Consider the following 25,499-nt stretch of genomic DNA (forward strand, 5'->3'; position numbering starts at 1 on the left):
CTATTCGGCAGGCTGGATCACCGGCCGCCGCGGGGTGATGGCGCGGGCCAACCGGCGCAGAACCCGCGTAATCGGGCCGTGTTCGGCCATCCACGCGTGGTATTCGCGATACTTCGCATCCTCGGCCAGCAGGTGTTTTTCCTCGGTGCGCGCGCGCCAGTAATAGATGCCGCTGACAATGGCCAGGAGCACGGTGTTGCGGATGGCATCCACCATCGATCCGCTCGTGGTGAGGAAGGGCAGCGTGGCCAGCCACCAATAGGCATTCTTCGACAGATAGGCCGGGTGGCGGGTGAAGGCATAAGGCCCGTTGGTGAGGACGCCGCGATAGGTGAGATTGGAGAAGCGCAGGCCGAAGGCCACTGTCGCCCAGGCGTAGATGCCGGTCAGGAATACCAGCGCACCGGCCCAGATCCACAACAGCACATCGTGCCCCTGAAGCCAGAAGGGCCATTCCGCACCGTTATGGTGGTAATCGAGCACATCGCCGCCACCCATGAGGATGAACGGCGGATAGCAGATGAGCGCGGCCACCCACGCCGAAAGGTGCGGGTTGGCGGTGCGTATCTGCGCATCGAGCGGCTTCATGGTGACGAGGTAGCCGACCATGGCAATCTGCACGTCGATCATGAACATCGTCTCGATCAGCAGGCCCGCCAGCCGCACCGGATCAGCCAGTGCGCCGCTCCAGTCAGACCCGACGACCTCGCCGAAACCGCCCGGCACGATCGAGATCATGAACGCGCAGAAGAACCCCTTGACCAGCCAGGCCAGCCAGTGCCGCTTGACCTCGGCCGGATCCCACGGTTCGCGCCCGATAAGCATGGCACCAAAATGCCATGCGCCATCGCGCGGGTTGACGAGAACACGATCAAGCCAGAGCACATAGGGAATGGCGCCAAGGAACAGGAAAGGCACCGCGCTTTCCAGCACCTCCATGGCGAACAGGTATTGCCCGCGCCAATACCAGCGCGCCAGGCAATAGACGAAAGCGATGATAGTCCAGGTTGCCCACAAGCCGGCGATCTTGGTGATCGAAATGTCGAGCACATCGCGCAAGGGGCGGGGGTGGTTCCAGTCGATCCCGGTCGACGGCCGCAGGTGGACCTTGTCGACCAGCAATGACCAGCCCACCATCGCGCTTCCCGAAAAGACCAGCGCCAGCATGGCCGCGCCGGGGCCGTCCATCACCGCGCGCGGTGCATCAAGGCCCAACCCATCAACGATCTGCGGCCAGTAGCGGCACACCAGCACCCAGAAGGTCAGCCCTGCCAGCCCGGCAAGGCCGACACCGGCAGAAACATCGGACGGCGGCGGGGCCGGACGATCGGAAGGACGCGCGCTCATGCACGCGAGCCATAAACCCCAAGCGTTAGGAAAGCGTTTGCGATCAGCGGAAGGCGGTGACCTTGCCGCCGTCATCCAGAATGTAGAGCGTCTGGTTGGCGACGACCGGCGCAAGGCTCACCCCGGAGCCGACCTTGGCAAAGGGGCTGACGGTGCCGTCCGTTGCCGAAGCGGTCATGATCTCGCCGCGCGAATTGGCCAGCCAGAGACGGTTTCCGGCGAGAACCGGCCCGGTCCAGAAGATCTGGTTCTTCTTTTTCTTCTCGTTCTTGTAACGCTGCAACTGGATCAGCCAGCGGACCTTGCCGTTGGACTTGGCGATGCACAGCAGCTTGGCCTCGTCGGTCAGGGTGAAGATCCAGTCGCCCGCGATGGCCGGGGTGGAAATCCCCGCAAGGTTCAGTTCCCAGATGCGCTGGCCGGTGACGAGTTCATAGGCGGCCATGCGCCCGCCCTGCCCCAGAGCATAGACGCGCCCGCGCTCGATGATCGGATCGGCGTCGATGTCCGTCAGTGTGGAAACCGAGGTGGCGATGCTGGTGCGCGCCAGCGCATCGGCCCAGAGTTCACGCCCGTTTTCATAGCGATAGGCAACCAGTTCGCCCGACGAGTAACCGGCCACGATAGTGCCCTGCCCCGCTGCCGGAGACGCAACGCCAAACACGTTGGTCTGGCCTACCGAGGCATTCTCGTTCCACAGGACCGCGCCGTCATCGGCATTGAGCGCGATGATCTGGTTATCCTGCGTCATGACCATGACCTGTCCGAAGGCAACCGTGGGCGAACCGCGCATCGGCCCGGCAGGCTTCACCCGCCATTTTACCGCGCCCGTGGCGGCATCGATTGCGCCAACCTCGCCAACGCCGTTGGTGACATAGACCATGCCATCGTCGAAAGCAGCGCCCCCGCCGAAAGTGGACGTCGCGTTCTGCTTGTCGGCGCGGAACGAGGTTTGCCAGATACGTGCGCCGGTCTGCGCGTTGAAGGCATGAACCGTGCCGTCGGTATCCATGACATAGAGCCTGCCGCCGCCGATCACCGGCGATGCGGCAAGGCGCTGCTTGGGCGAGGAGCCGCGAATACCCGCGCTCCAGACGCGCACCGGCGCATTGCCGATGGCAACATGGCCATAGGACTTGGCGGCATTGCCGCCCCCTTGCGCGAACTCGTCATTCACGACCGGCGCGGGCAGCACCACTGCCATGGACGCGATCGAATCGTCCACCTTGGTGCCCGCCTCGATCTTGGAAAGGATCGGCTGGCGTGCGCCCACGGTCGGCGTGATCTTGCCCTTGTTCTTGCCGCAACCGCCAACCGACAGCGCAAGCGCCAGCACGAGCACGCTGGCGAGCGAAGCGCGGCGAAACGAGGAGTTGGAAGTCATGGCTCGGATTCCCTGAATCTTACTTTGCCGGGGCGGCGGCTGGTTCTACCGAAACCTGCAACCCCGGATCTTCAACGGCATCAACGCCCAGTGCGCCGGCCATCTGCCGGGTGCGCCGCCTGAGCGAATCAGGCACGGTCTTGTCCTTGGCAATCTGCGCGAAAAGCGCACCGGCCAGTTCGGTCTTGCCCTGCTTGAGATAGGCCATGCCAACAAGTTCGCCCGCGCTGCCGAACCACGGATTGCCCGGCACGGCGAGCGGCTTGAGGCGTTCCACCACCTTTTCCGCGCCGATCTGGTCGAAGGTGAGGGAAACCTCGCGGATCGTGGCAAGATCACGGTAGGCCTGCGGTGCCGCAGCATCGGCGGCAATGGCGGCAAAAGCCTTGGCGGCCTCGGCTGTCTTGCCCTGTTCAGAGAGAATGCCGGCCTGAAGCACACGGGCGGCTGCCTTGTATCCGGGTGTGCCATCCTTGGCGAGCGGGGCGACATCATCGGACGCAGCCTTCAGGTTGCGCAGTTCGAGCTTGTCGATCGCCTGCGTCAGCACTTCGCCCTGTTCACCGGCGACGGTCTTGGTGTGATGGTCATACCACAGCCATCCGGCAAGGCCGAGCAGCCCCGCCGCAATGGCTGCACCAACTGGTTTGCCATACTTTTGCAGCGAGGTAAGAACCTGATCCTCGCGCAGGGCATCGTCCACTTCCCTCAGGAAGGCATCGGCCTGCGTGGCCGAACGGTCGGCAAGTTGTTCGGAGCGGGATTGCGGGCGATCAGGACGGAGAGCCAAGGCTTCGCTTTCGGGTAGGGACGTGGAAGATTGCTAGCGTTTGTCTGGCGCGGTGTTTAGCGGATGGGGCTGCCTTTTCAACCGAATTGCTTGTTTGCCCCCACTGCGTGAACCCTTGCTGAAGCGCAGGGAATGCGCGGACGCCGGGCAACGCGTGGCGCCGCGCTCCGATCAGAAGGACTTTTGCGGCAGAACCCGTGCATAGACCTCGGCATAACGCCGGGCCATGGCCGCTTCATCAAACTCTGCCGCAGCCCGTGCGCGGTTGGCCTTGCCGATGCTTTCCCGAAGCGTATCATCCGCCGCCAGCGCCGCAATCGCGCGGGCAAGGGCCCCCTCGTCACCCGGCGCCACGATGAAGGGGCGGTTCTTCTCGGCCACCATCTCCGGCACATCGCCCACGGCAGGGCTGGCGATGGCAAGGCCCGCCGCCATGGCCTCGATCACCGAAAGCGGCGCCTGCTCGCTGTCAGACGAAAGCGCGAACAGATCAAACAGCCCAACCGCTGCCGAAGGATCGGCAACGTGGCCGGGCAGATGCACCCTGTGGCCAAGATCAAGCCGCATCGCTTCTGCCAGAATGGCATCGCGCTCAGGCCCTTCTCCCAGAATGACAAGGTGCCATTCGGGCGGAAGATCGCGCATGGCGCGCACCATGCGCGGCAGGTTCTTGACCGCCCGCAGCCCGGCCAGCGTGCCCAGCCACCGCTCGCCCGGCCGCTTGACCACGCGCGGCAGCGCATCGGGCCGGGGTTTTCGGGCATAGAGCGCAATGTCGATCCCGTTGGAAATGCGCTGCACCCGCGCCTGAGGCTGGCGCCATGTCCTGAGCGCGATATCCTCAAGCTGACGCGACGGCACGATGAGGCCGCTGGCGCGCGAGAGCGCGATCATGCGATACCAGTTGCGGCTGCGTTTCAGCCCGCCAGCCTCATCCGCATTGAACCCGTCCTCATGATGGATCAGTGGCGCAAGGCCCATGGATGGGGCAAACACCGCATGGGCCATGACGGCATCCATAGCCCCCCAGTTATAGGTCAGGATCAGATCGAAGCCATGCATAGCGCGGGCAAGCCGTTGCAGCCGGGCAATGCGCAGCTTGCCCGCAAGCGGGGGAAAGCCGAAAGGAAAGAACGCCCTTACGTGCTTTTCGATCAGGGCCTTCGCCCCCATTGCCGAAGGCACGGCGGACACGATGTGATGCTCAAGCCGGTTGGCGTAGGGCGGCCTTGCCCAGCGGTTCATCAGGGCAACGACACGGCGTTCCTTGCCGCCGGCATCGAACGTGGAGTGCAAATGCAGGAGCCTGATCGGCCCCTGCCCGGCCCCATCGCTCATACCCGGTCGAGCAACCGGCCGATGGCCGCCATGCTTTCAGGCTCGTCCAGCGTCGGCGCATGGCCGATGCGCGGCAATGTCACGAGTTCAACCCCCTCGCGCGCGGCCATCTTCTGCGCGGTTTCGGCCGAGAGGATGTCCGATGTCTCGCCCCGCAGAACCAGCAGCGGCCGGGTGGCAAGGGCATCGAACATCGGCCACATGTCAACCTGCGGGGTTGCGCCTTCGGGCGCTTCGAACGGCTCGGCGATCTTCATGTCGTAGTCGAAGGAAATACGCCCTCCCGTCCCCAGAACCATGATGCGCTTGGCATGGCGCAGCCACTGGTGGATGTCCCAGTCGGGATAGACGTCGCCGCTGCTTTCCTGAAGCGCGCGGGCCGCGTGCATCCATGTCTCGAAATTGCGCCCCTGCCCCACATAGCCGCGAATGCGCTCAAGCCCGGCGGGTGACACCTCAGGGCCGATATCGTTGAGAACGGCAGCGGCGATGCGCTGGGGATTTGTCGCGGCAAGAAGCATGGTCAGCAGACCGCCCAGCGAAGTGCCGATCGCCACGAACCGTTCGATGCCTTCCTGCACCAGCAGCGCCTCCACGTCCTGAAGGTAGTGCAGCGGCGTGTAGGTCATCGGATCCTTGGCATAGTCACTGTCACCGCGCCCGCGCATTTCGGGGCACAGCACCCGCCATGAGCCTGCCAGCGATGCGGCCAGATCCTCGAAATCGCGAGCATTGCGCGTAAGTCCGGGCAGGCAGATGACCGGCGGGCGGGCCGCATCGCCATCGTAATGGCGAAAATGCAGGCGCAGTCCGTCGCTGCTCGTCCAGTAGCGATCTTCGAAATCGGCCATGATTGATCGTTATTCCGCGTCAAATCCGGTGAAGCCTGCTTGCCTGCAGGCGGGTGCTGCCCCACTATTGCCGGATGACAGCGCAGCCGCAAGACGCGATCTCTCCTCCTTCCCCCGCAGCAGCCGCTCCCTATCGCCCTTCTCCACGCATTCTGGCGCTGGCAGACTGGATCGGAGACCGGGTCAGCGCGGCAGACTTTCCCGAAACCCGGCTGCGCTGGCGCAATGACCGGGCGGCCGCGCAAGTTGGCCTTGCATCGTTTTCCGACGAGGAATGGGTGCGCCACTTCGGCCGGTTCGAACCCCTTCCGGATAATCTGCCGGGGCCGCTGGCGCTGCGGTATCACGGCCACCAGTTCCGCGTTTACAACTCCGATCTGGGCGACGGGCGCGGCTTCACCTTCGCGCAGATGCTCGATGCGGGCGGACGCCTGATGGATCTTGGCACCAAGGGCTCCGGCCAAACGCCATGGAGCCGCGCGGGCGACGGGCGACTGACGCTGAAAGGCGCGGTGCGCGAAATCCTCGCCACCGAAATGCTCGAAGCGCTTGGCGTCAACACCAGCCGCACGCTCTCGGTGATCGAAACCGGCGAATCGCTCTGGCGCGGCGATGAACCATCGCCCACCCGTTCGGCAGTGCTGGTGCGCCTCAGTCATGGTCACATCCGCATCGGCACGTTCCAGCGCCTCGCCGCGCTCCAGTGCGAGGACGAGATGGCGCAACTGGTCGGCTACTGTCTCGCCAACTTCCCCGGCCCGGCCATGACTGAAGACACTCATCCCGCGATCCGCTTTTTCAATCAGGTGGTCGAGCGCATGGCCGACATGGCCGCCAGCTACATGGTGGCGGGCTTCGTTCACGGCGTGCTCAATTCCGACAACATGAACGTGACCGGCGAAAGCTTCGACTATGGCCCGTGGCGCTGGCTTCCGGCGTGGGAGCCGGGCTTCACCGCCGCCTATTTCGATCACGGGGGCCTGTATGCCTATGGCCGCCAGCCCGAAGCGATCCACTGGAACTGCGGCCAGCTTGCGGTTGCGCTGCGCTCGCTGGTCGAGGCTGCGCCGCTGATCGAGGCGCTGAATCGCTATCCGCAGCTCTATCAGCAGGCCATGGCGCGGCGATGGTGCTGGCGGCTGGGGCTGGTGCCGCGCGGGCTTGAGGAGGATACGGCCATGATCGGGGTCTGCGAACAGGTCATGGCGAGGCAGAACATCGGGCCGGACGCCTTCTTCTTCCGCCATCGCGGCGGACGAGGGCCGTTCGGCTCGTCTGCGGAAGAACAGGCCCTGAAGGAGGCGCTGGCTCCCTATCACACCATAAGCAGCAATCATCCTTACTGGTCGGGGCCGGAAGCGCAGTCCATGCTGATCCATGAGGTCGAGGCGATCTGGCAACCGATTGCAGCCAATGACGACTGGTCGAGGCTTGACGCCAAGATCGTGGCCGTAAGAGAGATGGGAGAAGCAATGGGCAAACGGCCCGAACCGGCCGGGCATGGAGGCTGAAAAGCCTCTGCGGCGGGGTTGGCGGGATGGCCACGTTTCCACCGGCGGGTTGCGCCGCTGGCCGGTCGATCCACTGGCCGGTTGCGCGGGGCACTGTTTTCCAATCGGTAACAGGTGTAACGCTATCAGTCAGAATGGCGCGATCCGGAAGAATGCGGGTCCGCCCCCTTGGCAGTAACAGAGAAAAGCAGGCATATTTCCGTGGCAACTGCCGAAATCGTCTCGTTTGAACCCGCCACCGGCGCCGAGATCTGGCGGGGCAAGACCGGTGATGTCGATGACGTGGTGGCACGCGCGCGCCGCGCCTGGCCAGCGTGGGCCGCGCAGCCCCTGGCAACCCGCATCGAACTCGTGCGGCGCTTTGCCAACGAAGTGCGCAAGGATGCCGAAAAGCTGGCCACCATGATCGCGCGCGAAACCGGCAAGCCCATGTGGGAGGCGCGGACCGAAGTTGAAAGCGTGGTCAACAAGGTCGAGATATCGATCCGCGCCTATGCGGAGCGCACCGCGCAGCGCAAACTGGATTCGGCATTGCAGGGAACCGCCGCGCTGCGCCACAAGCCCCACGGGGTCTTGGCGGTGCTTGGCCCTTACAATTTCCCCGCCCACTTGCCCAACGGCCACATCGTTCCCGCGCTGATCGCGGGCAACGCGGTGATCTTCAAGCCATCGGAAAAGACCCCTGCAACCGGCGAACTGCTCGCGCAGTGCTTCCATCGGGCGGGCATATCGGCAGCCGTGGTGCAGGTGCTGATCGGCGGGCCGCAGGAAGGGCAGGCACTCGTCGCGCATGATGGTATCGATGGCGTGCTGTTCACGGGTTCGGCCCATGTCGGCATTGCCATCAACCGCAAGCTTGCCGCCAATCCCGGCAAGATCGTGGCGCTGGAAATGGGCGGAAACAACCCGATCGTGGTCTGGGACACGCCCAAGATCGAGGATGCAGCCACGCTGATCGTGCAATCCGCCTTTACCAGCGCCGGCCAGCGGTGCAGCGCGGCCCGGCGAATGATCGTCAAGTCATCGCTCTACGATGCGATCGTGGGCGAAGTGAAACGTCTGGCCGACCGGATCATCGTCGGCGCGCCCTTCGATGAACCTGCGCCTTTCATGGGGCCGGTCATTGACAATCGCACCGCAGACGGGCTGACCGAAAGCTTCGTCTATCTGCTGTCTTCCGGTGGGCGGCCGATCAAGCACATGGTCCGGCTCCAGCCGGGACTGCCCTTCCTTTCACCCGCCATCATCGACGTGACCGACGTGGCCGAACGCCCCGATGTCGAACTGTTCGGCCCCTTGCTGCAAGTGGTCAGGGTCGATGATTTCGACGAAGCCATCGCCGAGGCCAACAATACCCGCTTCGGCCTTTCGGCTTCGCTGATCGGCGGCAATGCGCAGGATTACAACCGCTTCTGGGCCAATATCCGCGCAGGCGTGGTCAACTGGAACCGGCCCACGAACGGTGCATCCTCGGCCGCGCCCTTCGGCGGTGTGGGGCTTTCGGGCAATCACCGCCCCAGCGCCTATTATGCTGCCGATTACTGCGCCTACCCGGTTGCATCGACCGAAATGGACCAGCCGCGCGCCAGCATCGGCGTGGGCCTGCGCAGCGAGTAGCCAACGCGCCGCCCATGGCCATGGCCATGGCAACGGCGGCCAGGGCAACGCAGGATCAATCTGGCAGCGGCAAGGCCGGATCGACCGGGCCGCCCGGAATGATTGCCTGATTTGCCATGTTCTGCTGGCTGAGATCGGGATCGACCATCAACTGGCCATGCAGCGCCTCGGTCATGACCGGGTCAAGCGCCGCGCTCTGCTCCATCGCTGGCTCGCTGTTGCAGGCAGCAAGCCCCATGCTCAGCAGCGCGGCGGAGAAGTGCAGAATGCGCATGGCAGCCGTCTAGCCGCACATGGTTAAGAAAAGCGAAAGCGCACCGCACCCGGAGGAGAGGCGCGATGCGCTTTCTTCCGACCGTTCAGAGCGACCCGAAGGGCGGTCGGCATGGCCCGGACGCATGGGGAGAGGCAGGCGTCCGGGCCGGAAGCTCAGTCATGCGCGATCAGCGGCAGCGCGATCCGCCGCGGTCAATCTCGCGGCCGAGCAGGGCGCCGCCCGCAGCGCCAAGCACTGCGCCCAGCGTTCTGTCACCGCGACGCCCGGCAACTTCGCTGCCTATCACGGCGCCCGCTGCTCCGCCGATAAGCAGGCCGACGGTTCCGTCCGAACGACGGCAGTAATAGCGGCCATCGTCACCGCGCCACGCATTGCGGTTGTCGCGCCAGCCGCGGCGGTCATCCCAGCCCCTGCGATCATCCCAGCGGCGATCGTCCCAGCGGCGGTTATCCCAGCGGCCATCATTCCAGCCGCGCCGATCATCGCGCCAGCCATTCCATGTCGTGCCCATATCCGCACCAGCGGACGCACCGAAGTGCGCCTGCGGCAAGGGAGCGGCAGCAGCCGGAGCAGCGGCAAGGGTTGCGGCGGCGCTGGCAGCAGCGGCGAGGGCCAGTGCAGCGTTCCCGATCTTGAACATGGTCCTTCTCCTCATCATTGCGAAGACCCTTGCCCCGTCCGTGATCTGGTATGGCTCTGGTCTCAATTGCGATGGTTCAGGTTTAGCGCATCGAAGCTGAACGGCTGGCAACCACGCTGTCAGGTTTGCGGATTGCGGCAAAGCGTTTCATTCGGTCGGTCAGCCGTTTGGCATTAGAGGCTTGGCCTGCCCGGCCAATACTGGCAGGGCGCACCGCGATGCACATGTCGAACACCTTCCGCACTGGTCTGCTCGCCGCGCTTGGCGCCTATGTCATGTGGGGTCTGCTGCCGCTCTACTTTCGCGCCATGCGGGGCGTCCCGCCACTTGAGATGGTGGGCTGGCGCGTGCTTTTCACCCTGCCGGTGTGCCTTGCGATCATCCATCGCCGCAAGCTCTGGCAGGAATTGCTCGGCGCCACGCGCGACCGCCGGATCCTGGGACTGCTGGCACTCAGCGCGTTGCTGATCGGGGGAAACTGGCTGCTTTTTGTCATCGCCATCGACAGCGGCCATGTCCTTGCCACCAGCCTTGGCTATTACATCAACCCGCTCATCAACGTGCTGCTGGGCACCGCCTTTCTGGGTGAAAGGCTGAACCGGGTGCAGTGGACGGCAGTGGGGATCGCCGGAATCGGAATAGCCATGCTTCTGGCCGGTGCTCTCGACACGCTTGCCCTTGCCCTGACGCTGGCCATGAGCTTTGCGCTCTACGGGTTCGTGCGCAAGCAGGCACCGGTCGGCGCAGTGCCGGGGTTGACCATCGAGACCGCGATTCTCACCCTTCCTGCCGTGGCAATCGTCGGCCTTGCCGCGCAGTCGGCAGCCGGCGCCAGCCTTGGCTCCAGCGGACAGATTACCGCGCTGCTCACCGCATCCGGCCTTGTCACCGCCGTGCCGCTGCTGCTGTTCACGGTGGCCGCGCGCAGCCTGCCGCTGTCCACGCTCGGCTTCGTGCAGTTCATAGCGCCCACCATCAGCTTCATTCTGGGCCTGACGGTATTTGGCGAAAGGCTCGATCCTTCGCGGCTTGTCTGCTTCATCCTGATCTGGACCGCCATCGCGATCTACACCTGGGACATGACGCAGCGCGCCCGCAGGGCAAAGACGGCGGCCTGATCGATCAGGCCATCCGCCAGCCCAGCGTCTCGCCCGCATGAAACGGCACGATCTGGGTGCCGTTGCAGTCCAGCAATTCCGGCACCTCGACGGGCGCCTTCTCCAGTGTCACCGTGCCCTCGTTCACCGGCATCCGGTAGAACTTCGGCCCGTTGAGCGAGGCAAACGCTTCGAACCGGTCAAGCGCGCCCTCCTCGTCGAAAACCGTGACATAGCTTTCCAGCGCGAAGGGGGCGTTGAATATCCCCGCACATCCGCAGGCGGTTTCCTTCAGATGCCTGGCATGAGGGGCGGTGTCCGTGCCAAGGAACACGCGCTCGCAGCCGGAAGTGGCAAACTTGCGCAAGGCCAGCCGGTGCTTTTCGCGCTTGGCCACGGGAAGGCAGAACGCATGGGGGCGGATGCCGCCCACCAGCATGGCATTGCGGTTGATATGCAGGTGCTGCGGCGTGATCGTGGCGGCGATGTTCGGCCCGCCCCCTTCGACGAACTGCGCCGCTTCTTCGGTGGTGATGTGTTCGAACACGATGCGCAAGGCCGGCATGTCGGCCACGAGCTGCGTCAGCGTGCGCTCGATGAACACGGCCTCGCGGTCGAAGATGTCGACATGGCTGTCCGTCACTTCGCCATGGATCAGCAAGGGCATTCCGATCCGCTGCATGGTTTCAAGCACCGGATAGATATTGCGGATGTCGGTCACCCCGTGGGCCGATCCGGTCGTGGCATGGGCAGGATAGAGCTTTGCCGCAACGAAGACGCCTTCGGCAAATCCGCGTTCCACCTCTGCCGTATCGGTCGAATCGGTAAGATACAGCGTCATCAGCGGGGTAAAGTCGCTCCCTTCAGGCAGAGCTGCCAGAATCCGGTCGCGATAGGCCCTAACCCCCGCCACATCGGTCATCGGCGGGGACAGGTTGGGCATAACGATGGCCCTGCCGAATTGCCGCGCGGTATAGGGCACAACGCCCACCAGCACGTCCTTGTCGCGAAGATGGGTATGCCAGTCATCAGGGCGGCGGATCGTCAGGCGCTGGGGCGGAGTCGTTGTCATGCCCTTCCCCTTAGCGGTGGCGGTGCCTATCTTCCAGCCATGACCAGCACTGCCTCACGCCTCTTTAAGCGCGCCATCATCCGTCTTGCACCGCTCGATCCGGCAGAGGACGTGCGCGCATTCCTGCAAGGGCTCGTCACCAACGATGTCAGCGGCGCCCTGCCGGTCTGGGCGGGTCTGCTTTCCCCGCAAGGCAAGGTTCTGTTCGATTTCCTCGTCTGGCCCGATGGCAAGGATGCCCTGCTGATCGACTGCGAGGCAGCGCAGGCCGAAGCGCTCGCCAAACGCCTCACGCTTTACCGCCTGCGCCGCCGGATCGCGATTGCCCGCGCCGATGAACTGGGCGTGTTCTGGGCCACTGCCGAAGATGATCAGCCGCAGTCTGGTCAGGGCGCGTGCGATCCGCGTCTTGCGGCGCTAGGCTGGCGCCGGATTGCTCCGGCATCGCCAAGCGATCAGGCGGCAGACAGCGCTTGGCTGGCGCATCGGCTTTCACTGGGCGTCACCGAAGGGGCGACCGAACTCGGCAGCGGCGAAGTGCTCTGGCTTGAGTGCAACGCGGCAGACCTCAACGGGGTCAGCTTCACCAAGGGCTGCTACGTCGGGCAGGAAAACACCGCGCGGATGAACTGGCGCCAGAAAGTCAACCGCAGGCTGGTGGTTGTGCCGCTGGCGCAGTCAGACCCGGCGCGGCAGCGCGCCGCCTATCCCGACCTGGGCCTTGCCGTCGATCATCGGCGGGTCGAAGATATTCCCCCCGAACTGGTCCCCGGCTGGATGGCGCTCATCCCTCAGGCGTAGCCTGAGCGGCAAGGATCCCTTCCACCAGCATCTGCTCTGCCCTGTCGCGCGCAGCATCGCGCGGCAATTCAAGCGCCTGCGCCAGCGGGCCACCCATCAACGCATCGCCCAGCGCCATGAGCGTGAGCGCCAGCGTGGTGCTGCGCTGCGTGCCCGACTGATATTCGTCAAGATCGACCACCAGATCGTGGATCGTATCGACAATGGGATCAAGCGCATCCTCGTTGCCCGAAAGCAGCATCCACGATGCCAGTGCGCCTGCCCCTTCCTTGTCGAAGGCATCGAAGGTCAGGTCCACCACATCGCGCGGCGATCCGATGCCCGAACGGCTGGCGATCACCGCCTCGCGGATCGTGGCGCAGATCGTCTCGGCAAGGTGCTTGGCAAGCGCTTTCTGCAAGCCCGCGGCAGAACCGAAATGATGCAGGAGATTGGCATGGGTGCGGCCGATCCGGCCAGCCACAGCCTTGAGCGTGACCGCCTGCGGCCCTGCCTCCACCAGCAACCCGCGCGCAGCCTCCAGCGCGGCCATGCGGCTTTCCTCAGGTGGGAGACGCTTCCTTATTGACATTTGTGTAAGTTTGCCTGAATTACGGCTCATGACCGCCATGACCCCACCCTTCGCCCTAAAGCGCAGCGACTCTTCCGACAAGGGCGCGCGCACCGCTCCCTTGGCCAGAACGGCCCCTACCCCCGCCGATCTGGCGATCACGATACGCGACCGGCGCTTCGGGCGCAATGAACCGGCCGGACGCTGGTGGTTGAACAACGATCCCGTCGCCACGGCATGGCACAATGCGCTGTCCGCCACCTTCCCGCGCGGCGAAGCCTTCTTCATCGAAGCGGTAAAAGCGCACCGCGATGGCGTGCCGCCCAAGCTCGAAGCCGAAATCCGCGCCTTCGTGAAGCAGGAAATCAACCACACGCGCGAACATATCGCCTTCAACCGCGCCGCGGAAAATGCCGGATACGACATGGCAGCCATTGACAAGCGGGTGGAGGAACTGCTGGCGCTGACGAAGGATCGCCCCGTCATCCTCAACCTTGCCGCAACGATGGCGCTGGAACACTACACTGCCATGATGGCGCACGAGTTTCTTGCCAACCCGGCCCATTTCGCCGGGGCCGAGCAGGAAGCCGCCGACATGTGGCGCTGGCACGCGATCGAGGAGATCGAGCACAAGGGCGTTGCCTATGACACCTGGCTCCACGCCACACGCAACTGGAGCCGGTGGAAACGCTGGAAGGTCAAGAGCCTGATGATGATTGTCGTGACCAAGCGGTTCATCACGCACCGGGTGGAAGACACACTGGAACTGCTGGCGCAGGATGGCCTCACCGGCGCCAAGTGGAAGTGGAAGCTCGCCGCTTATCTGCTGTGGAAGCCGGGCGTCATCCGCCGCATCTTCCCGGCATGGCTCAGCTACTTCCTGCCCGGCTTCCATCCCTGGAACCACGACGACCGCGCCCTTATCGGCAAGGCGGACAGCGCCTTTCCCGATGCCGTGATGCCCCGATAGGGATCACAGCAAGAGCCCGGAACCGGAAGATCGGCGCCAGTCGGCCTCAGGCGGCACGTCGCATCGGCTCGAACCCGCCATCTTCCGGGCCGTCGCAGTCAACGGGCGGCATCAGATCGATGACATGGGCCTGAGCGCCAAGCAGCGTCGTCAGCCCGGCCGCTTCAGGGCGGGCAATCGCACGGAAACCGGCCTTTTCCAACATCCGCAGCGATGAGCGATCGCCGCTGCGCGGAAAGGCGATGATGCGCCGATGCCCCAGCGTGCGTGCCAGTGGCAGCAGGGCGCGTGCCGCCTCGCCCCCGAACCCGCGGCCACGCCAGACAGGCGCGATCCAGCAGGCCAGTTCCGGTGCTTCCTCTTCTGCCGCCGGTCCACCTGTGCAAAGCCCGGCCATGCCGATGATACGCGATCCTGCTGCGCCCGGCAGCGTCACCAGAAGACGCGGCAGGCGCGGTTCGGTGAGGTTCGCCTCAGGCCAACGCAGATTGCTGCCAAGAGCCTCAAAGTCCGTCCTGTCCTCTGGCCATGCGGGCCGCAGGAACAGGCGTTCGCTGCGAATGAACATAACTCGTCTCCTCGTCGGCCCTCTCGCCCGCGCATCTAAGCAGCGGAAATGACAGCCGTATTGCGCCCTGCGCCAGATCGCATCCGGCATGCGCCGAACGCGCGGCATCATACAGGCGCGGGGTTGAAGGATGAGGGAGACATGAAAAGAGGGAGATGGGCGGGGCCCTCTCCCTCTATCGGCCAGCGTGCAGGCGCTGGCGGGGCCACCCCATCGGGATGGCCCTGTGAATGACCATCCGGTTATTCAGCCGCTTCGGCTACCATGTCGACCGACACGTATTTGCGGCCAAGCTTGCCCGCGTGGAAGCGGACGCGGCCTTCGGTCAGCGCAAACAGGGTGTGGTCCTTGCCCATGCCCACGTTCGCACCCGGATAGACGCGCGTGCCGCGCTGGCGGATGATGATGTTGCCGCCGACCACTTCCTGGCCGCCGAACTTCTTCACGCCGAGGCGGCGGCCCGCTGAGTCGCGACCGTTGCGCGAAGAGCCGCCTGCTTTCTTGTGTGCCATCTCAGATTACTCCGAATACCGTTTGCGCTCAGGCGACCGAAAGGATGCGCAGCAGCGTCATCTGCTGGCGATGACCGTTGCGGCGGCGATAGTTGTGGCGACGGCGCTTCTTGAACACGATCACCTTTTCCGACTTGGCCTGCGCAATGATCTCTGCCGAAACAGTGACCTTGGCGGCATCTGCCAGCGAATCGCCTTCTCCTGCGAGAAGCACATCACCCAGCGTGATCTTGTCGCCGGCTTCACCTGCCAGCTTCTCGACCGCGATCTTGTCTCCGGCGGCGACCCGATACTGCTTGCCGCCCGTGCGCACGATTGCGAACATGGTTCCTGCTATCCGTTCCAAAAGCCCGCGGTTTCCCAAGGGCGATTCCAAATGAGGCGCCCTACGCCTGCGAATCGCTGACAACGGGCAACGCGCCGTTTCCCCGCTGGCTGCGAGGTCCCGGAAAGAGTGGCGCGGATAGTCAAAGCGGGCCGCCATGTCAATGCGATCTTGGCGGAAGATCAGGCGATCCTGGCGGAAGATCGGCACCGGGTCCGCCTTGCCGCAAGCCTTCATCTTCCATCACAGGCCACTGGCGGCAAGCGCCGGTCGTGCTATTGGGCAAGCCATGCCATTGCCCAGCCTCAAGCGCCAGAGCCGCCCGTGCGAATCCATCGCATTTCTTCCCGTGGTCCTTGCGGCACTGCTGGCCGGCTGCGCTGACCGGAGCCAGTTTCCCTCGCTCATGCGGCGTCCTGCCGAAGCGGCATACCGCACCACGAGCACGCCGCGCCCCGCGTCCAACGGCGCTGCCAGCCTGAGCGCGGATCTGCCCGCGCGGCTCGACGGCCTGCTTGCCGCCGCCCGCGAGGCAAACGCCCAGTTCGAACAGCGCCGCAGCGGCGCAACCGCTGCAGTCGGCGCTGCCACCGGCGCGGCCCCTGGCAGTGAGCGCTGGTCGATCGCTTCCATCGCGCTGGCAGGTCTGGAAACGGCCCGTTCGCGCACCGCCCTGCCTCTGGCTGATCTTGACCGGCTTGAAGCCGAGGCGAGCAACCGCGCTGTCGATGGTTCGGACCTTGATCTCAAGGCAGTGCGCGCGACGCGCGAGCAGGTTGAAGCCCTGATGCAGCGGCAGGACGCCGCGATCACCGCCCTGCGTCAGCGGCTGGCCGAGTGATCCCAGCGCGCGAGGTCGGTAAAGTCCTCGGCGCGCGGCTCGATCCAGCGCCAGCCCGCGGCGGTCTTCTCGCGCTTCCAGAACCATGACTGGCTCTTGAGATGGTCCATCGCGAAATCGGCAGCCGCAAAGGCATCGCGCCGGTGGCGCGCCGCAGCACAGACCAGCACGATCGGATCGCCGGGCCGCATCACGCCGCTGCGATGAATGATGGACAGACCCTCCAGCAGCCAGCGTGCACGCACGGCGCGGGCAAGCTCTTCCATGCCCGGCAAGGTCATCGGCGCATAATGCTTCAGTTCCAGCGCCTCGACCCCGCCTGTCAGCCGGACCTGCCCCAGAAAGGTGACAATGCCCCCGGCATGGGGATGGGCGGCGTTGAACGCGGCAATCTCTGCGGCCGGATCGAAAGGATCGAGCGCAAGGCGAACATCAGCCATCTCGGCCCCGGCTGCCATCAGCCGCCGCTGACGGGCGGCAGGAATGCCAGTTCGTCGCCCTTGCCCAGCACCACGGCGCCCCTGTCGCCGATCAGCCGCCCATTCAGCGCCATGCGCACTTTCTCGTCCAGCAGGGCCACGGCCAGTTCCGGCGCAAGCGCTGCCAGCACCTGCTCCACCGGTCCGGGCGGAACCTCCGTCTGCGGCATTCCTGCCACGTCCTCCAGCCGCCCCAGAAAGACCAGACGCGCCATCAGCCGCCCGTCATCGACATGTGGCGCGAAACCGCGGGCGCACCGCCCGGCCGGTCGATCACGAAGGAATGCCGCTCCTGTTTCTCGCCCATGGCACGGGCAAAGCATTCCGCCAGCGCGACATCGGGATCGGCAGAACGCAGCGCCGCGCGCAGATCAACCCGGCCTTCGCCGCCAAGGCACATGTAGAGCTGGCCGGTCGCCGTCACGCGAACCCGGTTGCAGCCATCGCAGAAATTGCCCGTCAGCGGCGTGATGAACCCCAGACGGCCACCCGTCTCGGCCACATCAACATAGCGCGCAGGCCCGCCTGATCGGGCATCGCTGGGCTTCAGCGTCCATCGCCGCTCAAGCGCGCGCCGCACCCCGTCCAGCGGGAGATAATGGTCAAACCGGTCGCCCTCGATCTCGCCCAACGGCATGACCTCGATCAGCGTCACATCGTGGCCCTCGGCATGGGCCCATGCAACCAGATCGGGGATCTCGGCTTCGTTGATGCCCTTGAGCGCCACGGTGTTGATCTTGACCTTCAGACCTGCCGCCTTGGCCGCGGAAATCCCTTCAAGCACCTGCGCAAGCATGTCGCGCCGCGAAAGCCGGGCGAATGTTTCGCGGTCCAGCGTATCGAGCGAGACGTTGATCCGGCGCATGCCGGCCGCAGCCAGATCATCGGCAAACTCGGCCAGCCGGGTGCCGTTGGTGGTCATGGTCAGCTCGTCGAGCGCTCCGTCAGCGTGGTCGGCGCCAACCTTGCGCCCCAGCGCGCGCACCAGCTCCAGCATGTCGCGCCGCACCAGCGGTTCGCCACCGGTCAGCCGGATCTTGCGCACCCCGCGCGCGATGAAATGCAGCGAAAGCCGGTGCAGTTCCTCAAGGCTCAGCACTTCGGCCTTGGGCAGGAACTGCATGCGTTCAGGCATGCAATAGCTGCATCGCAAGTCGCAACGATCCGTCACCGAAAGCCGCAGATAGGTGATCCGCCGCGCGAAACGGTCGATCAGGGGCTGTGCGCCGGGAAGTGCAAGCGTGCTCACCGGCCCATGTATACGAAGTCGCGCGGGTAGGATTCAAGGCTTGCCCCGGCATCGACGAACAAAGTCTGCCCCGTCACCGACCGCGCCGTGGCAAGATAGTGGACGGCATCGGCAATCTCGTCGGCGCCCGGTAAACGCCTGAGCGGCATCACCGATTCGAGCCTGCGCCACTGCTCGGCATCGTAATCGGCCGTGGGCAGGATCAGGCCGGGGGCCACTCCGTTTACGCGCACCTTGGGCGCCATTGCCCGCGCCAGCGTGCGCACCGACGCATGAAGCGCCTGCTTGGACAGGGTGTAGCTGATCTGGTCGGGCACGGGATTGAGCACGCGCTGGTCGAGAATGTTGATGACCGCACCGCCCGTCTCCCCCGCGCCAATTGCCTCGGCAAAGACGCGCATGAGCAGGACCGGCGCAAACAGGTTGACCCGGAAATGCAGATCAAGCTCTTCGGGCGTGATCGTTTCCACCCGGTCATCGCGAAACAGCGATGCGCAGTTCACCAGCAGATCGGGGCCCCGCCCGGCCATGCCGATCACCTCCCCAAGGAGCTGCTGCGGCACGGCCGGATCATCCAGATCGCCCGACACCGGGAAAACCGCCGCCCCCAGCCATTCAAGCTGGGCCTTGAACTCGGCATCGAAGGTGGACGGGCGATGCGCATGGAGCGCCAGATCCCATCCTTCTTCGGCCAGCTTGCGGGCAATGGCCCCGCCGATGCGCCGCCATCCGCCGGTTATGAGCGCAAGCGGACGAGGCTGCTGCATCAGGCGGTTCTCCGCTCGCGCCGCAAGGTGATGCCGATTTCCTCGCCGTTCTCGCTGATGGCCAGCTTCACAATCTTCACTTCAACCCACATCACCCGGTCGTCCTGCAACATCAGCGTTTCGATGATGTGGTCTGCCACGGCCTCGATCAGCTTGAAATGCACCCCCTTGGGCAAGCCCTCGGTGGCCGCGAACTTCAGGTCCATGTAGTTCTTGCTGGCCGCAAGCGGACAATCGGCGGTGTAGCGCTCCTGCTGCTTCAAACCCACGCGCATGGTGATGCGCAGCGGTTGCGGCCGCCCTGTCTCTTCGGAATAGATGCCCGTCAGGACATCGGTTTCCAGATTGGCCACTTCAAGGATCAGGCTGTCGGTCATGGCCGCGGCCTTTGCCACTCAGCCGCGGGCGAGTCCACCACGCACCGGCGGGTTTTCGTTTTGCGCTTCAGTTGCGCCAGCGCGCGAATATGGCGGTCGGCAGGTGCCGTCCGTCCGCGCCCTGCTCGCGAATGCTCAGATCGCCATGTTCGATGGTTCCGGGCAAGCCTTGCAGCGCCTCGGCCAGCAGCCCGGCAATGGCCAGCGACGACATGCGCACGGCATAGACCGTGAGGAACAGGAAGCGGCTTTCGCTATCAAGCAGCCTTGCACAATCGGCCACCAGCCCCGGCAGGCTTTCTTCCAGCCGCCATACCTCGCCATCCGGCCCACGCCCGAACTTGGGCGGATCAAGGATGATGCCGTCATAACGCCGCCCCCGGCGCACCTCGCGCGCGGTGAACTTTGCCGCATCGTCCACGATCCAGCGCACCGGACGCTCCGCCATCCCGGACAGGGCGGCATTGGCGCGCGCCTGCGCTACCGATTTTTTCGAGGCATCGACATGCGTCACCGGCCCGTGGCCGGAAAGCGCCAGCGTGCCGACACCGGTATAGCCGAACAGGTTGAGACACTGCGCCTGCGCCTTTCCGGCAAGGCGTTCTGCCATCCAGTCCCACACCGGGGCCATATCGGGGAAGAAGCCCAGATGGCGGAAAGGTGTGCACGAAGCGGTGAACCGCACCTCGTTCCAGCCCAGTTCCCAGCCCTCGCGCGGCACCGGCCGATCGAACACCCAGCGCCCGCCGCCATCCTCATCGGACCCCGGAACAAACTCGCCATCGGCCCGCCAGTCCGCCAGACGTGGCGCCCACATCGCCTGCGGCTCAGGACGGATGAAGCGGTGCGGCCCGTATTGCTCAAGCTTTCGCCCGTGCCCCGAATCAATCAGGGCAAAGTCCGCCCAGCCCTCGCCAACCATGAGGGTGGGCTGGAGGACCAGTTCAGCCATTTTTCAGCGTCGCGCGCTCGGCAACATAGGCGGCAACCGCATCGTAATCGCCGGGAAGGCGATCATACCGTTCCTCGCGCTCGAACAGGTCCCCCACGCGCGCGGGCAATCCCGGCCGCACCCCGGTTGCGCGCTCTACCGCGTCCACGAACTTGGCCGGGTGCGCGGTTGCCAGCGTGACGATCGGAACCCCTGCCGCGATGCCCTCGGCGGTGCGCGCAGCATGAAGCCCGATGGCCGTGTGCGGATCGAGCACTTCGCCGCAGGCTTCGTGCGCCCAGCGCATGGCATTGGCCATCTGCCCCGCATCGGCACGGGCAGAGCTGAACAGTGCCGCAGCAGATTCGCGCTGCGCATTGGTCAGCTGCATGGCCTTGGTCGTCTCGAACTGCTTCATCTGCGCCGCCATGGCCGCCCCATCACGCCCGCAGCCGTCAAACAGCAGCCGCTCGAAGTTCGACGACACCTGAATATCCATCGAAGGCGCTGCGGTCGGCGTAACCGTGCTGGCCGAATAGTCGCCGGTGGACAGCGCCCGGTGCAGGATGTCGTTGATATTGGTCGCCACGATCAGGCGCTCGATCGGAAGGCCCATCTTTGCCGCGACATATCCGGCGAACACATCGCCGAAATTGCCGGTCGGAACCGAAAATCCCACCTTGCGATGCGGCGCGCCAAGCTGAAGCGCAGCGTAGAAATAATAGACGACCTGCGCCATCAGGCGCGCCCAGTTGATCGAGTTGACCGCCGCAATGCCGAATCGGCTCGTCATCGCCGCATCGTTGAACATGCGCTTCACCATCGCCTGCGCATCGTCGAAACTGCCTTCGATGGCGATGTTGTGGACATTGGGCGCGATGACCGTGGTCATCTGGCGGCGCTGCACATCCGATACCCGGCCATGCGGATGAAGCATGAAGATATCAACCTTGGCACGCCCTGCAACCGCATCGATCGCGGCAGAGCCAGTATCGCCAGAGGTCGCGCCAACGATAGTGATGTGCTCGTCACCGCGGGCAAGGAACTCCTCGAACAACAGGCCAAGCAGTTGCAGCGCCACGTCCTTGAACGCCAGCGTCGGGCCGTGGAACAGTTCAAGCACCCACTGGGTTTCATCCAGCTGCTTCAGCGGGGTTACTGCCGCGTGGGCAAAGCGGCCATAGGCTTGCTCGCACAGTTCCAGCAGCCGTTCGGGTGTCAGACAATCGCCCACAAAGGGCAGCATGATGGTCTGCGCCAGCTTCGCATAGGGCAGCCCAGCCATTGCCGCGATTTCGTCGGCCGAGAACTGCGGCCATGTTTCGGGCACGTAAAGCCCCCCGTCCGAGGCAAGACCTGCGAGCGTAACGCCCTGAAAATCGAGCGAGGGTGCCTGCCCCCTGGTGCTGACATACTTCATGGGTTTGCGCAGGTAACGGCGATGGCCGTCTGTGGCAAGGTTTCTGGGCAATGCTCAGCGCTGCGCGCCGCCATCCCGCTCGCGCAGGCGCTTGCGCAAGGCAAGCGCGTAGATCACCAGCGCCACCCCGGCAAAGAAGAACCATTGCACGGCATAGGCCAGATGATTGTTGGGCACGTCGGCCGGGTCAGGCCGGGCACTGGCGGCAAAGCCGGCAACCGGCGGATCGGCAATCAGCCGCGCAACGCCATCAGTGTAGGGCGCAATCATTCCGGCCACCTTGCCGCCGGTCCAGTCCGGATGATCCGGGCCACGCGTCCATCCTGCCTGAACCCAGGCGGTCCGCCCGTCATCAAGCGCACATTGCACCAGGTGGACATAGCCCGTCTCGCCCGCCGCGTTGCGCCCCGCGATGGACTGCCATTCCCCGGCAGGCACGCGGCAATCAATTTCAGTGCGATGAAACAGTGCCTGCTCCACTGCCGCCCGGTGCTGCGCGGCATCTTCCGTCTTGCGGGCGGCAGGAAAGCGAACCGGCGCGCCATCCTCCATCGCCGCCGCATAGCGCGCGAGCAAAGCCTGCTTTTGGTCAAGCCGCTGCAACTGCCAGACGCCAAGCCCAAGCATCGTTGCAACCGCGCCGCTGACGAACAGCGTGGGAAACACCGGCAGACGCCGCATCAGAGCAACCCTTTCCTTTCCAGCCGCGCCAGCAGCACCGCTGCCTTGGCAAGACGCAGCGCACCGGTAATAACCAGCGGCACTGCCAAGCCCCAGAGTGCGATGAGCGCCCAGACGGGCAACTGCACCCATTCATCCAGCTTCAGGGCCGCAACCACCAGCAGTGCCGTCACCGGCAGAACCACCAGATACATTGCCCGCCCCCTCGGCTCGTGCTCTTCCAGCGCCAGCCCGCACGCCTTGCATGAGAGCGCAAGTGCGGCAGGCCCGGCCCATGCTCCCCTTGCCCCGCAGCGCGGGCACAAACCGAAAAGGGCAGTCGCGGCGATACCGGACTGCCCCTTCTGGTGATGGCTTTCGCCTTCAGGCATCAGTGAGTGGGATAGCCCCAGCTGCCCCAGACGTAGATGGCCACGAACAGGAACAGCCACACCACGTCAACGAAGTGCCAATACCATGCTGCCGCTTCAAAGCCGAAATGCTGACGCGGGGTGAAGTGCCCCTTGTAGGCGCGGATCAGGCAGACGATGAGGAAAATCGTGCCGACGATCACGTGGAAGCCGTGGAAGCCAGTGGCCATGTAGAAGGCCGAACCGAAGGTGTTCTGGCCGAACGCAAAGGGCGCACCGGCATATTCGTAAGCCTGAATGGCCGAGAACACGAGGCCGAGAATGATAGTGGCCCACAGCCCCTTCTTGAGGCCATCACGATCGCCATGGATAAGGGCGTGGTGCGCCCAGGTCAGCGTGGTGCCGGAGCACAGCAGGATCAGGGTGTTGAGCAAGGGAAGATCGAACGGGTCCATGACCGCCTCGATCGCCTTTGGCGGCCACTGACCGCCGACCACTTCGGCCAGCTGCGAAGGGAACAGCGAGAAATCGAAGAAAGCCCAGAACCAGCCGACGAAGAACATCACTTCCGAAGCGATGAACAGAATCATGCCATAACGCTGGTGAAGCTGGACCACCGGGGTGTGATCGCCCGCATGCGCTTCCTTCACGATCTTGCCGAACCACGAGAAGAATGTGACGATCACGCCCAGCAGGCCAAGAAGCATGACAGCCGTGCCGCCCGCCATCTTGTGCATGTAGAGCACGCCGCCGCTCGTCATGGTCAGCGCCGACATCGCGCCGACGAAAGGCCACACGTCGGGCGGCAGAATGTGGTAATCGTGGTTCTTAGCGCCGGCCATGATTGTCCATTTCCCCCAGTCTGATCTGGTCGTAATCGGTTGCCCGCGGCACGATACCCCGGACAGGTTTCCTTGGGCCTTTATCGCCGGGCTTGCGCCGGGTCCAGAGGCTTTTCGACGAGCTTTGCCGGCTTTGCATTCCTGCGCGCGGCAAGGCTTTCGTGGGTTTCGTTGAAGGTATAACTGAGCGTGATTTCCTCGATGTTCTTCGCTGCCGGATCATCGAGAATCGCCGGGTCCACATAGTAGATCACCGGCATCGGCACATCCTGCCCCGGCTGCAAGGTCTGCTCGGTGAAGCAGAAGCACTGGATCTTGTTGAAATACTTGCCCGCCTGCTCTGGCGAAACGTTGAAGATCGCGGTTCCCGTCACCGTCTGGCTGGCAAGGTTGCGGGCGTGATACCGGGCAATCTGCCGCTCCCCGATGCGCACTTCCTGCTTTACCTGCATCGGCTTGAAGTCCCACGGCATTTCGCGCGCAACGTTGGCGTCGAACCGCACGGTTATGACCTTGCCCGCCACTTTCACGCCCGCAGCCGTCTTCGCATCCGCCCGCTGCGTCGTGCCGCCGTATCCTGTCACCTGACAGAACAGTCGGTAAAGCGGAACCGAGGCATAGCCAAGGCCCAGCATCCCCAGCGCGCACGCGCCCGCTATCAGGCCCACCTTGCGATTGCGCCGCGTATCGGGAACCACCTGCGTTGCCATTTCAGTTCGCCCCGCCTGTCTGTGCCGCAATCTTCACGATGGAAATCGCAAAGAACAGGACAGCCAGCGCACCAAGGACAATGCCCAGCACTTTGTTCCGCCCGCGCTGGCGGGTGCGGTAAAGGTCGGACTGTTCCTTCGACAGGTGTTCCGGCGCGATCGGACCGGGATTCAGGGGATCATTCATCATTGCCAGCCTTGTACAGTGGCAAGCCGGTCCCCCGCCAGCATGCCGAAGAGCACGAAAAGATAGAGCACGGAATAGCCGAACAGCCGCTTTTCAGGCAGCATCCGGTCATCGGGCACGCTTTCGCGAAGGCCGACCTTGATCGAAAGCGCCACGAATATCAGCCCAAGCACGACCGCCGAAATCCCATAGACCCAGCCCGTTCCGCCAATCAGCCACGGCGCCAGCGTGACTGGCAGCAGCAGGATGGCGTAGATCAGGATCTGCCGCCGGGTCGATTTTTCGCCCGCGACAACCGGCATCATCGGAATGCCGACCTTGGCGTAATCGATCTGCACGAACAGCGCGAGCGCCCAGAAGTGCGGCGGTGTCCACATGAAGATGATGAGGAACAGCAACACGGGCATCAGCGTGATGTTACCCGTCACCGCAACCCATCCGATCAGCGGCGGAAAGGCACCTGCCCCGCCACCGATCACGATGTTCTGCGGCGTGCGCGGCTTGAGCCAGACGGTGTAGATCCACGCATAATAGAAGATCGAGAAGGCGAGGATTCCGGCCGCCAGCCAGTTGACCCCCAGCCCCATGACCATGACCGACGCACCCGACAGCGCAAAACCGAAATCGCGCGCAGAAGTCGGGTCCATCCGCCCGGAAGGAAGCGGGCGGGCGGCAGTGCGCTTCATGCCGGCATCTATATCGGCTTCCCACCACATGTTGAGCGCGGCCGCGCCCCCGGCGCCGACCGCGATGCACAGGATTGCGGTAAAGGCGATCACCGGATGGATTGTTCCCGGCGCTGCAAGCAGGCCGCACAGCCCGCTGAAGATGACAAGCGTCATCACCCGCGGTTTGGTCAACGCGAAGAAATCGCGCCAGTCTGCGGGAAGCGGCACACCTGCGGCAGGCGCGGAAGCAAGGCCAGTAGACGAGTCCATGATTGCCCTGCCCCTACACGGGCTTGAGGTTCAAGGGAAGCAAAACGGCACCACACAAAGGGTCAGGAAAACTGGGT

31 protein-coding genes are annotated in these 25,499 nt (G+C 64.4%); 6 read left to right on the plus strand and 25 right to left on the minus strand.

The features are described from left to right. The 5 genes from DKM43_RS00560 to DKM43_RS00580 all read right to left on the minus strand — a co-directional run bounded on the left by DKM43_RS00560 (nucleotide 1) and on the right by DKM43_RS00580 (nucleotide 5,710). Entirely contained in the window at nucleotides 1–1,347 is a 1,347-nt protein-coding gene (locus DKM43_RS00560) for a methyltransferase family protein (RefSeq protein ID WP_109796548.1), read from the minus strand. A gap of 43 nt (nucleotides 1,348–1,390) precedes the next feature. Beyond that, nucleotides 1,391–2,731, minus strand: coding sequence for an outer membrane protein assembly factor BamB family protein (locus DKM43_RS00565; RefSeq protein WP_109796549.1), 1,341 nt, complete (start codon nucleotides 2,729–2,731; stop codon nucleotides 1,391–1,393). A gap of 19 nt (nucleotides 2,732–2,750) precedes the next feature. Beyond that, nucleotides 2,751–3,521, minus strand: coding sequence for a tetratricopeptide repeat protein (locus DKM43_RS00570; protein WP_109796550.1), 771 nt, complete (start codon nucleotides 3,519–3,521; stop codon nucleotides 2,751–2,753). Nucleotides 3,522–3,692: 171 nt separating this feature from the next. After that, complete coding sequence (locus DKM43_RS00575) at nucleotides 3,693–4,859, minus strand: glycosyltransferase (RefSeq protein ID WP_109796551.1); 1,167 nt, start codon at nucleotides 4,857–4,859, stop codon at nucleotides 3,693–3,695. Further along, nucleotides 4,856–5,710 (minus strand): alpha/beta fold hydrolase, encoded by an 855-nt coding sequence (locus tag DKM43_RS00580; protein ID WP_109796552.1) that lies wholly within the window; start codon nucleotides 5,708–5,710, stop codon nucleotides 4,856–4,858. Before DKM43_RS00580 ends, DKM43_RS00575 begins: the two co-directional genes overlap by 4 nt. Nucleotides 5,711–5,784: 74 nt before the next feature. Here DKM43_RS00580 and DKM43_RS00585 point away from each other — a divergent pair, with 74 nt between their 5' ends. Together DKM43_RS00585 and astD are read left to right on the plus strand one after the other, a co-directional pair. Continuing rightward, nucleotides 5,785–7,221, plus strand: a complete 1,437-nt coding sequence (locus DKM43_RS00585) for a protein adenylyltransferase SelO family protein (RefSeq protein ID WP_109796553.1) — start codon at nucleotides 5,785–5,787, stop codon at nucleotides 7,219–7,221. A gap of 201 nt (nucleotides 7,222–7,422) precedes the next feature. Further along, nucleotides 7,423–8,838: a succinylglutamate-semialdehyde dehydrogenase gene (astD, locus tag DKM43_RS00590; RefSeq protein WP_109796554.1), complete on the plus strand. Its 1,416-nt coding sequence runs from the start codon at nucleotides 7,423–7,425 to the stop codon at nucleotides 8,836–8,838. Between the two features lie 55 nt (nucleotides 8,839–8,893). Here the strand turns inward: astD and DKM43_RS00595 are convergent, their stop codons facing one another. Together DKM43_RS00595 and DKM43_RS00600 are read right to left on the minus strand one after the other, a co-directional pair. Continuing rightward, the gene (locus DKM43_RS00595; protein ID WP_109796555.1) at nucleotides 8,894–9,112 is read right to left on the minus strand and encodes a hypothetical protein; all 219 of its coding nucleotides are present in this window, start codon (nucleotides 9,110–9,112) and stop codon (nucleotides 8,894–8,896) included. Nucleotides 9,113–9,281: 169 nt separating this feature from the next. Beyond that, nucleotides 9,282–9,755: a glycine zipper 2TM domain-containing protein gene (locus tag DKM43_RS00600; protein ID WP_236632310.1), complete on the minus strand. Its 474-nt coding sequence runs from the start codon at nucleotides 9,753–9,755 to the stop codon at nucleotides 9,282–9,284. Between the two features lie 224 nt (nucleotides 9,756–9,979). Here DKM43_RS00600 and rarD point away from each other — a divergent pair, with 224 nt between their 5' ends. Next, nucleotides 9,980–10,873: an EamA family transporter RarD gene (gene rarD, locus DKM43_RS00605; RefSeq protein ID WP_330857593.1), complete on the plus strand. Its 894-nt coding sequence runs from the start codon at nucleotides 9,980–9,982 to the stop codon at nucleotides 10,871–10,873. Between the two features lie 4 nt (nucleotides 10,874–10,877). On the opposite strand, the gene pyrC is transcribed toward rarD, so the two are convergent. Beyond that, nucleotides 10,878–11,924, minus strand: a complete 1,047-nt coding sequence (gene pyrC / locus DKM43_RS00610; protein WP_109796557.1) for a dihydroorotase — start codon at nucleotides 11,922–11,924, stop codon at nucleotides 10,878–10,880. 39 nt (nucleotides 11,925–11,963) lie between these two features. Between pyrC and ygfZ the strand changes: the two genes are divergently transcribed. After that, nucleotides 11,964–12,725, plus strand: coding sequence for a CAF17-like 4Fe-4S cluster assembly/insertion protein YgfZ (gene ygfZ, locus DKM43_RS00615; protein ID WP_109796558.1), 762 nt, complete (start codon nucleotides 11,964–11,966; stop codon nucleotides 12,723–12,725). On the opposite strand, the gene DKM43_RS00620 is transcribed toward ygfZ, so the two are convergent. Then, entirely contained in the window at nucleotides 12,709–13,296 is a 588-nt protein-coding gene (locus DKM43_RS00620; RefSeq protein ID WP_109796559.1) for a TetR/AcrR family transcriptional regulator, read from the minus strand. The two genes, ygfZ and DKM43_RS00620, sit on opposite strands and share 17 nt — an antisense overlap. Nucleotides 13,297–13,333: 37 nt before the next feature. Between DKM43_RS00620 and DKM43_RS00625 the strand changes: the two genes are divergently transcribed. After that, nucleotides 13,334–14,245, plus strand: a complete 912-nt coding sequence (locus tag DKM43_RS00625; RefSeq protein WP_109797004.1) for a metal-dependent hydrolase — start codon at nucleotides 13,334–13,336, stop codon at nucleotides 14,243–14,245. 46 nt (nucleotides 14,246–14,291) lie between these two features. On the opposite strand, the gene DKM43_RS00630 is transcribed toward DKM43_RS00625, so the two are convergent. From DKM43_RS00630 to rplU, 3 genes are all read right to left on the minus strand, one after another. Next, a complete protein-coding gene (locus DKM43_RS00630) occupies nucleotides 14,292–14,813 on the minus strand; it encodes a GNAT family N-acetyltransferase (protein ID WP_109796560.1) in 522 nt (173 codons plus the stop codon). A 242-nt stretch (nucleotides 14,814–15,055) separates the two neighbouring features. Then, nucleotides 15,056–15,325 carry a 50S ribosomal protein L27 gene (rpmA, locus tag DKM43_RS00635; RefSeq protein WP_109796561.1) on the minus strand — a complete coding sequence of 90 codons (270 nt, stop codon included), beginning with the start codon at nucleotides 15,323–15,325 and terminating at the stop codon, nucleotides 15,056–15,058. A gap of 28 nt (nucleotides 15,326–15,353) precedes the next feature. Continuing rightward, entirely contained in the window at nucleotides 15,354–15,650 is a 297-nt protein-coding gene (rplU, locus tag DKM43_RS16765; RefSeq protein WP_109797005.1) for a 50S ribosomal protein L21, read from the minus strand. A gap of 289 nt (nucleotides 15,651–15,939) precedes the next feature. Between rplU and DKM43_RS00645 the strand changes: the two genes are divergently transcribed. Further along, nucleotides 15,940–16,491 carry a hypothetical protein gene (locus DKM43_RS00645; RefSeq protein WP_145960449.1) on the plus strand — a complete coding sequence of 184 codons (552 nt, stop codon included), beginning with the start codon at nucleotides 15,940–15,942 and terminating at the stop codon, nucleotides 16,489–16,491. Here DKM43_RS00645 and DKM43_RS00650 read toward each other — a convergent pair. The 13 genes from DKM43_RS00650 to DKM43_RS00710 all read right to left on the minus strand — a co-directional run bounded on the left by DKM43_RS00650 (nucleotide 16,473) and on the right by DKM43_RS00710 (nucleotide 25,422). Further along, on the minus strand, nucleotides 16,473–16,931 hold the full coding sequence (locus DKM43_RS00650) for a molybdenum cofactor biosynthesis protein MoaE (protein WP_109797006.1): 459 nt from the start codon (nucleotides 16,929–16,931) through the stop codon (nucleotides 16,473–16,475). The genes DKM43_RS00645 and DKM43_RS00650 overlap by 19 nt on opposite strands. Before the next feature lie 17 nt (nucleotides 16,932–16,948). After that, nucleotides 16,949–17,185: a MoaD/ThiS family protein gene (locus DKM43_RS00655; RefSeq protein WP_109796563.1), complete on the minus strand. Its 237-nt coding sequence runs from the start codon at nucleotides 17,183–17,185 to the stop codon at nucleotides 16,949–16,951. After that, nucleotides 17,185–18,219 carry a GTP 3',8-cyclase MoaA gene (moaA, locus tag DKM43_RS00660; protein WP_109796564.1) on the minus strand — a complete coding sequence of 345 codons (1,035 nt, stop codon included), beginning with the start codon at nucleotides 18,217–18,219 and terminating at the stop codon, nucleotides 17,185–17,187. The genes DKM43_RS00655 and moaA overlap by 1 nt, the downstream gene beginning before the upstream one ends. Further along, nucleotides 18,216–18,986, minus strand: a complete 771-nt coding sequence (locus DKM43_RS00665; RefSeq protein ID WP_201739742.1) for an SDR family oxidoreductase — start codon at nucleotides 18,984–18,986, stop codon at nucleotides 18,216–18,218. Before DKM43_RS00665 ends, moaA begins: the two co-directional genes overlap by 4 nt. After that, nucleotides 18,986–19,363 carry a dihydroneopterin aldolase gene (locus tag DKM43_RS00670; RefSeq protein WP_109796566.1) on the minus strand — a complete coding sequence of 126 codons (378 nt, stop codon included), beginning with the start codon at nucleotides 19,361–19,363 and terminating at the stop codon, nucleotides 18,986–18,988. Before DKM43_RS00670 ends, DKM43_RS00665 begins: the two co-directional genes overlap by 1 nt. Before the next feature lie 67 nt (nucleotides 19,364–19,430). After that, nucleotides 19,431–20,315: a class I SAM-dependent methyltransferase gene (locus DKM43_RS00675; protein ID WP_109796567.1), complete on the minus strand. Its 885-nt coding sequence runs from the start codon at nucleotides 20,313–20,315 to the stop codon at nucleotides 19,431–19,433. Continuing rightward, nucleotides 20,308–21,714: a threonine synthase gene (gene thrC / locus DKM43_RS00680; RefSeq protein ID WP_109796568.1), complete on the minus strand. Its 1,407-nt coding sequence runs from the start codon at nucleotides 21,712–21,714 to the stop codon at nucleotides 20,308–20,310. Before thrC ends, DKM43_RS00675 begins: the two co-directional genes overlap by 8 nt. 54 nt (nucleotides 21,715–21,768) lie before the next feature. Continuing rightward, nucleotides 21,769–22,395, minus strand: a complete 627-nt coding sequence (locus DKM43_RS00685; RefSeq protein WP_109796569.1) for an SURF1 family protein — start codon at nucleotides 22,393–22,395, stop codon at nucleotides 21,769–21,771. Next, nucleotides 22,395–22,766, minus strand: a complete 372-nt coding sequence (locus DKM43_RS00690) for a DUF983 domain-containing protein (RefSeq protein WP_109796570.1) — start codon at nucleotides 22,764–22,766, stop codon at nucleotides 22,395–22,397. The genes DKM43_RS00685 and DKM43_RS00690 overlap by 1 nt, the downstream gene beginning before the upstream one ends. Continuing rightward, complete coding sequence (locus DKM43_RS00695; RefSeq protein ID WP_109796571.1) at nucleotides 22,766–23,587, minus strand: cytochrome c oxidase subunit 3; 822 nt, start codon at nucleotides 23,585–23,587, stop codon at nucleotides 22,766–22,768. Before DKM43_RS00695 ends, DKM43_RS00690 begins: the two co-directional genes overlap by 1 nt. Nucleotides 23,588–23,667: 80 nt before the next feature. After that, complete coding sequence (locus DKM43_RS00700) at nucleotides 23,668–24,297, minus strand: cytochrome c oxidase assembly protein (RefSeq protein ID WP_109796572.1); 630 nt, start codon at nucleotides 24,295–24,297, stop codon at nucleotides 23,668–23,670. Nucleotide 24,298: 1 nt separating this feature from the next. Further along, nucleotides 24,299–24,487, minus strand: coding sequence for a hypothetical protein (locus tag DKM43_RS00705; RefSeq protein WP_236632312.1), 189 nt, complete (start codon nucleotides 24,485–24,487; stop codon nucleotides 24,299–24,301). Further along, the gene (locus DKM43_RS00710; protein WP_109796573.1) at nucleotides 24,484–25,422 is read right to left on the minus strand and encodes a heme o synthase; all 939 of its coding nucleotides are present in this window, start codon (nucleotides 25,420–25,422) and stop codon (nucleotides 24,484–24,486) included. Before DKM43_RS00710 ends, DKM43_RS00705 begins: the two co-directional genes overlap by 4 nt. Nucleotides 25,423–25,499 lie beyond the last annotated feature (77 nt).

The sequence above is a fragment of the Novosphingobium meiothermophilum genome (assembly GCF_003171715.1).
GTDB lineage: Bacteria > Pseudomonadota > Alphaproteobacteria > Sphingomonadales > Sphingomonadaceae > Novosphingobium > Novosphingobium meiothermophilum.

What these genes read in the sequence shown, in the direction of transcription:
- DKM43_RS00560 (WP_109796548.1), bottom strand. Translation starts at nt 1,347, where the DNA reads ATGAGCGCGCGTCCTTCCGATCGTCCGGCCCCGCCGCCGTCCGATGTT.
- DKM43_RS00565 (WP_109796549.1), bottom strand. Translation starts at nt 2,731, where the DNA reads ATGACTTCCAACTCCTCGTTTCGCCGCGCTTCGCTCGCCAGCGTGCTC.
- DKM43_RS00575 (WP_109796551.1), bottom strand. Translation starts at nt 4,859, where the DNA reads ATGAGCGATGGGGCCGGGCAGGGGCCGATCAGGCTCCTGCATTTGCAC.
- DKM43_RS00580 (WP_109796552.1), bottom strand. Translation starts at nt 5,710, where the DNA reads ATGGCCGATTTCGAAGATCGCTACTGGACGAGCAGCGACGGACTGCGC.
- DKM43_RS00585 (WP_109796553.1), top strand. Translation starts at nt 5,785, where the DNA reads ATGACAGCGCAGCCGCAAGACGCGATCTCTCCTCCTTCCCCCGCAGCA.
- DKM43_RS00595 (WP_109796555.1), bottom strand. Translation starts at nt 9,112, where the DNA reads ATGCGCATTCTGCACTTCTCCGCCGCGCTGCTGAGCATGGGGCTTGCT.
- DKM43_RS00600 (WP_236632310.1), bottom strand. Translation starts at nt 9,755, where the DNA reads ATGTTCAAGATCGGGAACGCTGCACTGGCCCTCGCCGCTGCTGCCAGC.
- rarD (WP_330857593.1), top strand. Translation starts at nt 9,980, where the DNA reads ATGTCGAACACCTTCCGCACTGGTCTGCTCGCCGCGCTTGGCGCCTAT.
- pyrC (WP_109796557.1), bottom strand. Translation starts at nt 11,924, where the DNA reads ATGACAACGACTCCGCCCCAGCGCCTGACGATCCGCCGCCCTGATGAC.
- ygfZ (WP_109796558.1), top strand. Translation starts at nt 11,964, where the DNA reads ATGACCAGCACTGCCTCACGCCTCTTTAAGCGCGCCATCATCCGTCTT.
- DKM43_RS00620 (WP_109796559.1), bottom strand. Translation starts at nt 13,296, where the DNA reads ATGTCAATAAGGAAGCGTCTCCCACCTGAGGAAAGCCGCATGGCCGCG.
- DKM43_RS00625 (WP_109797004.1), top strand. Translation starts at nt 13,334, where the DNA reads ATGACCCCACCCTTCGCCCTAAAGCGCAGCGACTCTTCCGACAAGGGC.
- DKM43_RS00630 (WP_109796560.1), bottom strand. Translation starts at nt 14,813, where the DNA reads ATGTTCATTCGCAGCGAACGCCTGTTCCTGCGGCCCGCATGGCCAGAG.
- rpmA (WP_109796561.1), bottom strand. Translation starts at nt 15,325, where the DNA reads ATGGCACACAAGAAAGCAGGCGGCTCTTCGCGCAACGGTCGCGACTCA.
- rplU (WP_109797005.1), bottom strand. Translation starts at nt 15,650, where the DNA reads ATGTTCGCAATCGTGCGCACGGGCGGCAAGCAGTATCGGGTCGCCGCC.
- DKM43_RS00645 (WP_145960449.1), top strand. Translation starts at nt 15,940, where the DNA reads ATGCCATTGCCCAGCCTCAAGCGCCAGAGCCGCCCGTGCGAATCCATC.
- DKM43_RS00650 (WP_109797006.1), bottom strand. Translation starts at nt 16,931, where the DNA reads ATGGCTGATGTTCGCCTTGCGCTCGATCCTTTCGATCCGGCCGCAGAG.
- DKM43_RS00655 (WP_109796563.1), bottom strand. Translation starts at nt 17,185, where the DNA reads ATGGCGCGTCTGGTCTTTCTGGGGCGGCTGGAGGACGTGGCAGGAATG.
- DKM43_RS00665 (WP_201739742.1), bottom strand. Translation starts at nt 18,986, where the DNA reads ATGCAGCAGCCTCGTCCGCTTGCGCTCATAACCGGCGGATGGCGGCGC.
- DKM43_RS00670 (WP_109796566.1), bottom strand. Translation starts at nt 19,363, where the DNA reads ATGACCGACAGCCTGATCCTTGAAGTGGCCAATCTGGAAACCGATGTC.
- DKM43_RS00675 (WP_109796567.1), bottom strand. Translation starts at nt 20,315, where the DNA reads ATGGCTGAACTGGTCCTCCAGCCCACCCTCATGGTTGGCGAGGGCTGG.
- thrC (WP_109796568.1), bottom strand. Translation starts at nt 21,714, where the DNA reads ATGAAGTATGTCAGCACCAGGGGGCAGGCACCCTCGCTCGATTTTCAG.
- DKM43_RS00685 (WP_109796569.1), bottom strand. Translation starts at nt 22,395, where the DNA reads ATGCGGCGTCTGCCGGTGTTTCCCACGCTGTTCGTCAGCGGCGCGGTT.
- DKM43_RS00690 (WP_109796570.1), bottom strand. Translation starts at nt 22,766, where the DNA reads ATGCCTGAAGGCGAAAGCCATCACCAGAAGGGGCAGTCCGGTATCGCC.
- DKM43_RS00695 (WP_109796571.1), bottom strand. Translation starts at nt 23,587, where the DNA reads ATGGCCGGCGCTAAGAACCACGATTACCACATTCTGCCGCCCGACGTG.
- DKM43_RS00700 (WP_109796572.1), bottom strand. Translation starts at nt 24,297, where the DNA reads ATGGCAACGCAGGTGGTTCCCGATACGCGGCGCAATCGCAAGGTGGGC.
- DKM43_RS00705 (WP_236632312.1), bottom strand. Translation starts at nt 24,487, where the DNA reads ATGATGAATGATCCCCTGAATCCCGGTCCGATCGCGCCGGAACACCTG.
- DKM43_RS00710 (WP_109796573.1), bottom strand. Translation starts at nt 25,422, where the DNA reads ATGGACTCGTCTACTGGCCTTGCTTCCGCGCCTGCCGCAGGTGTGCCG.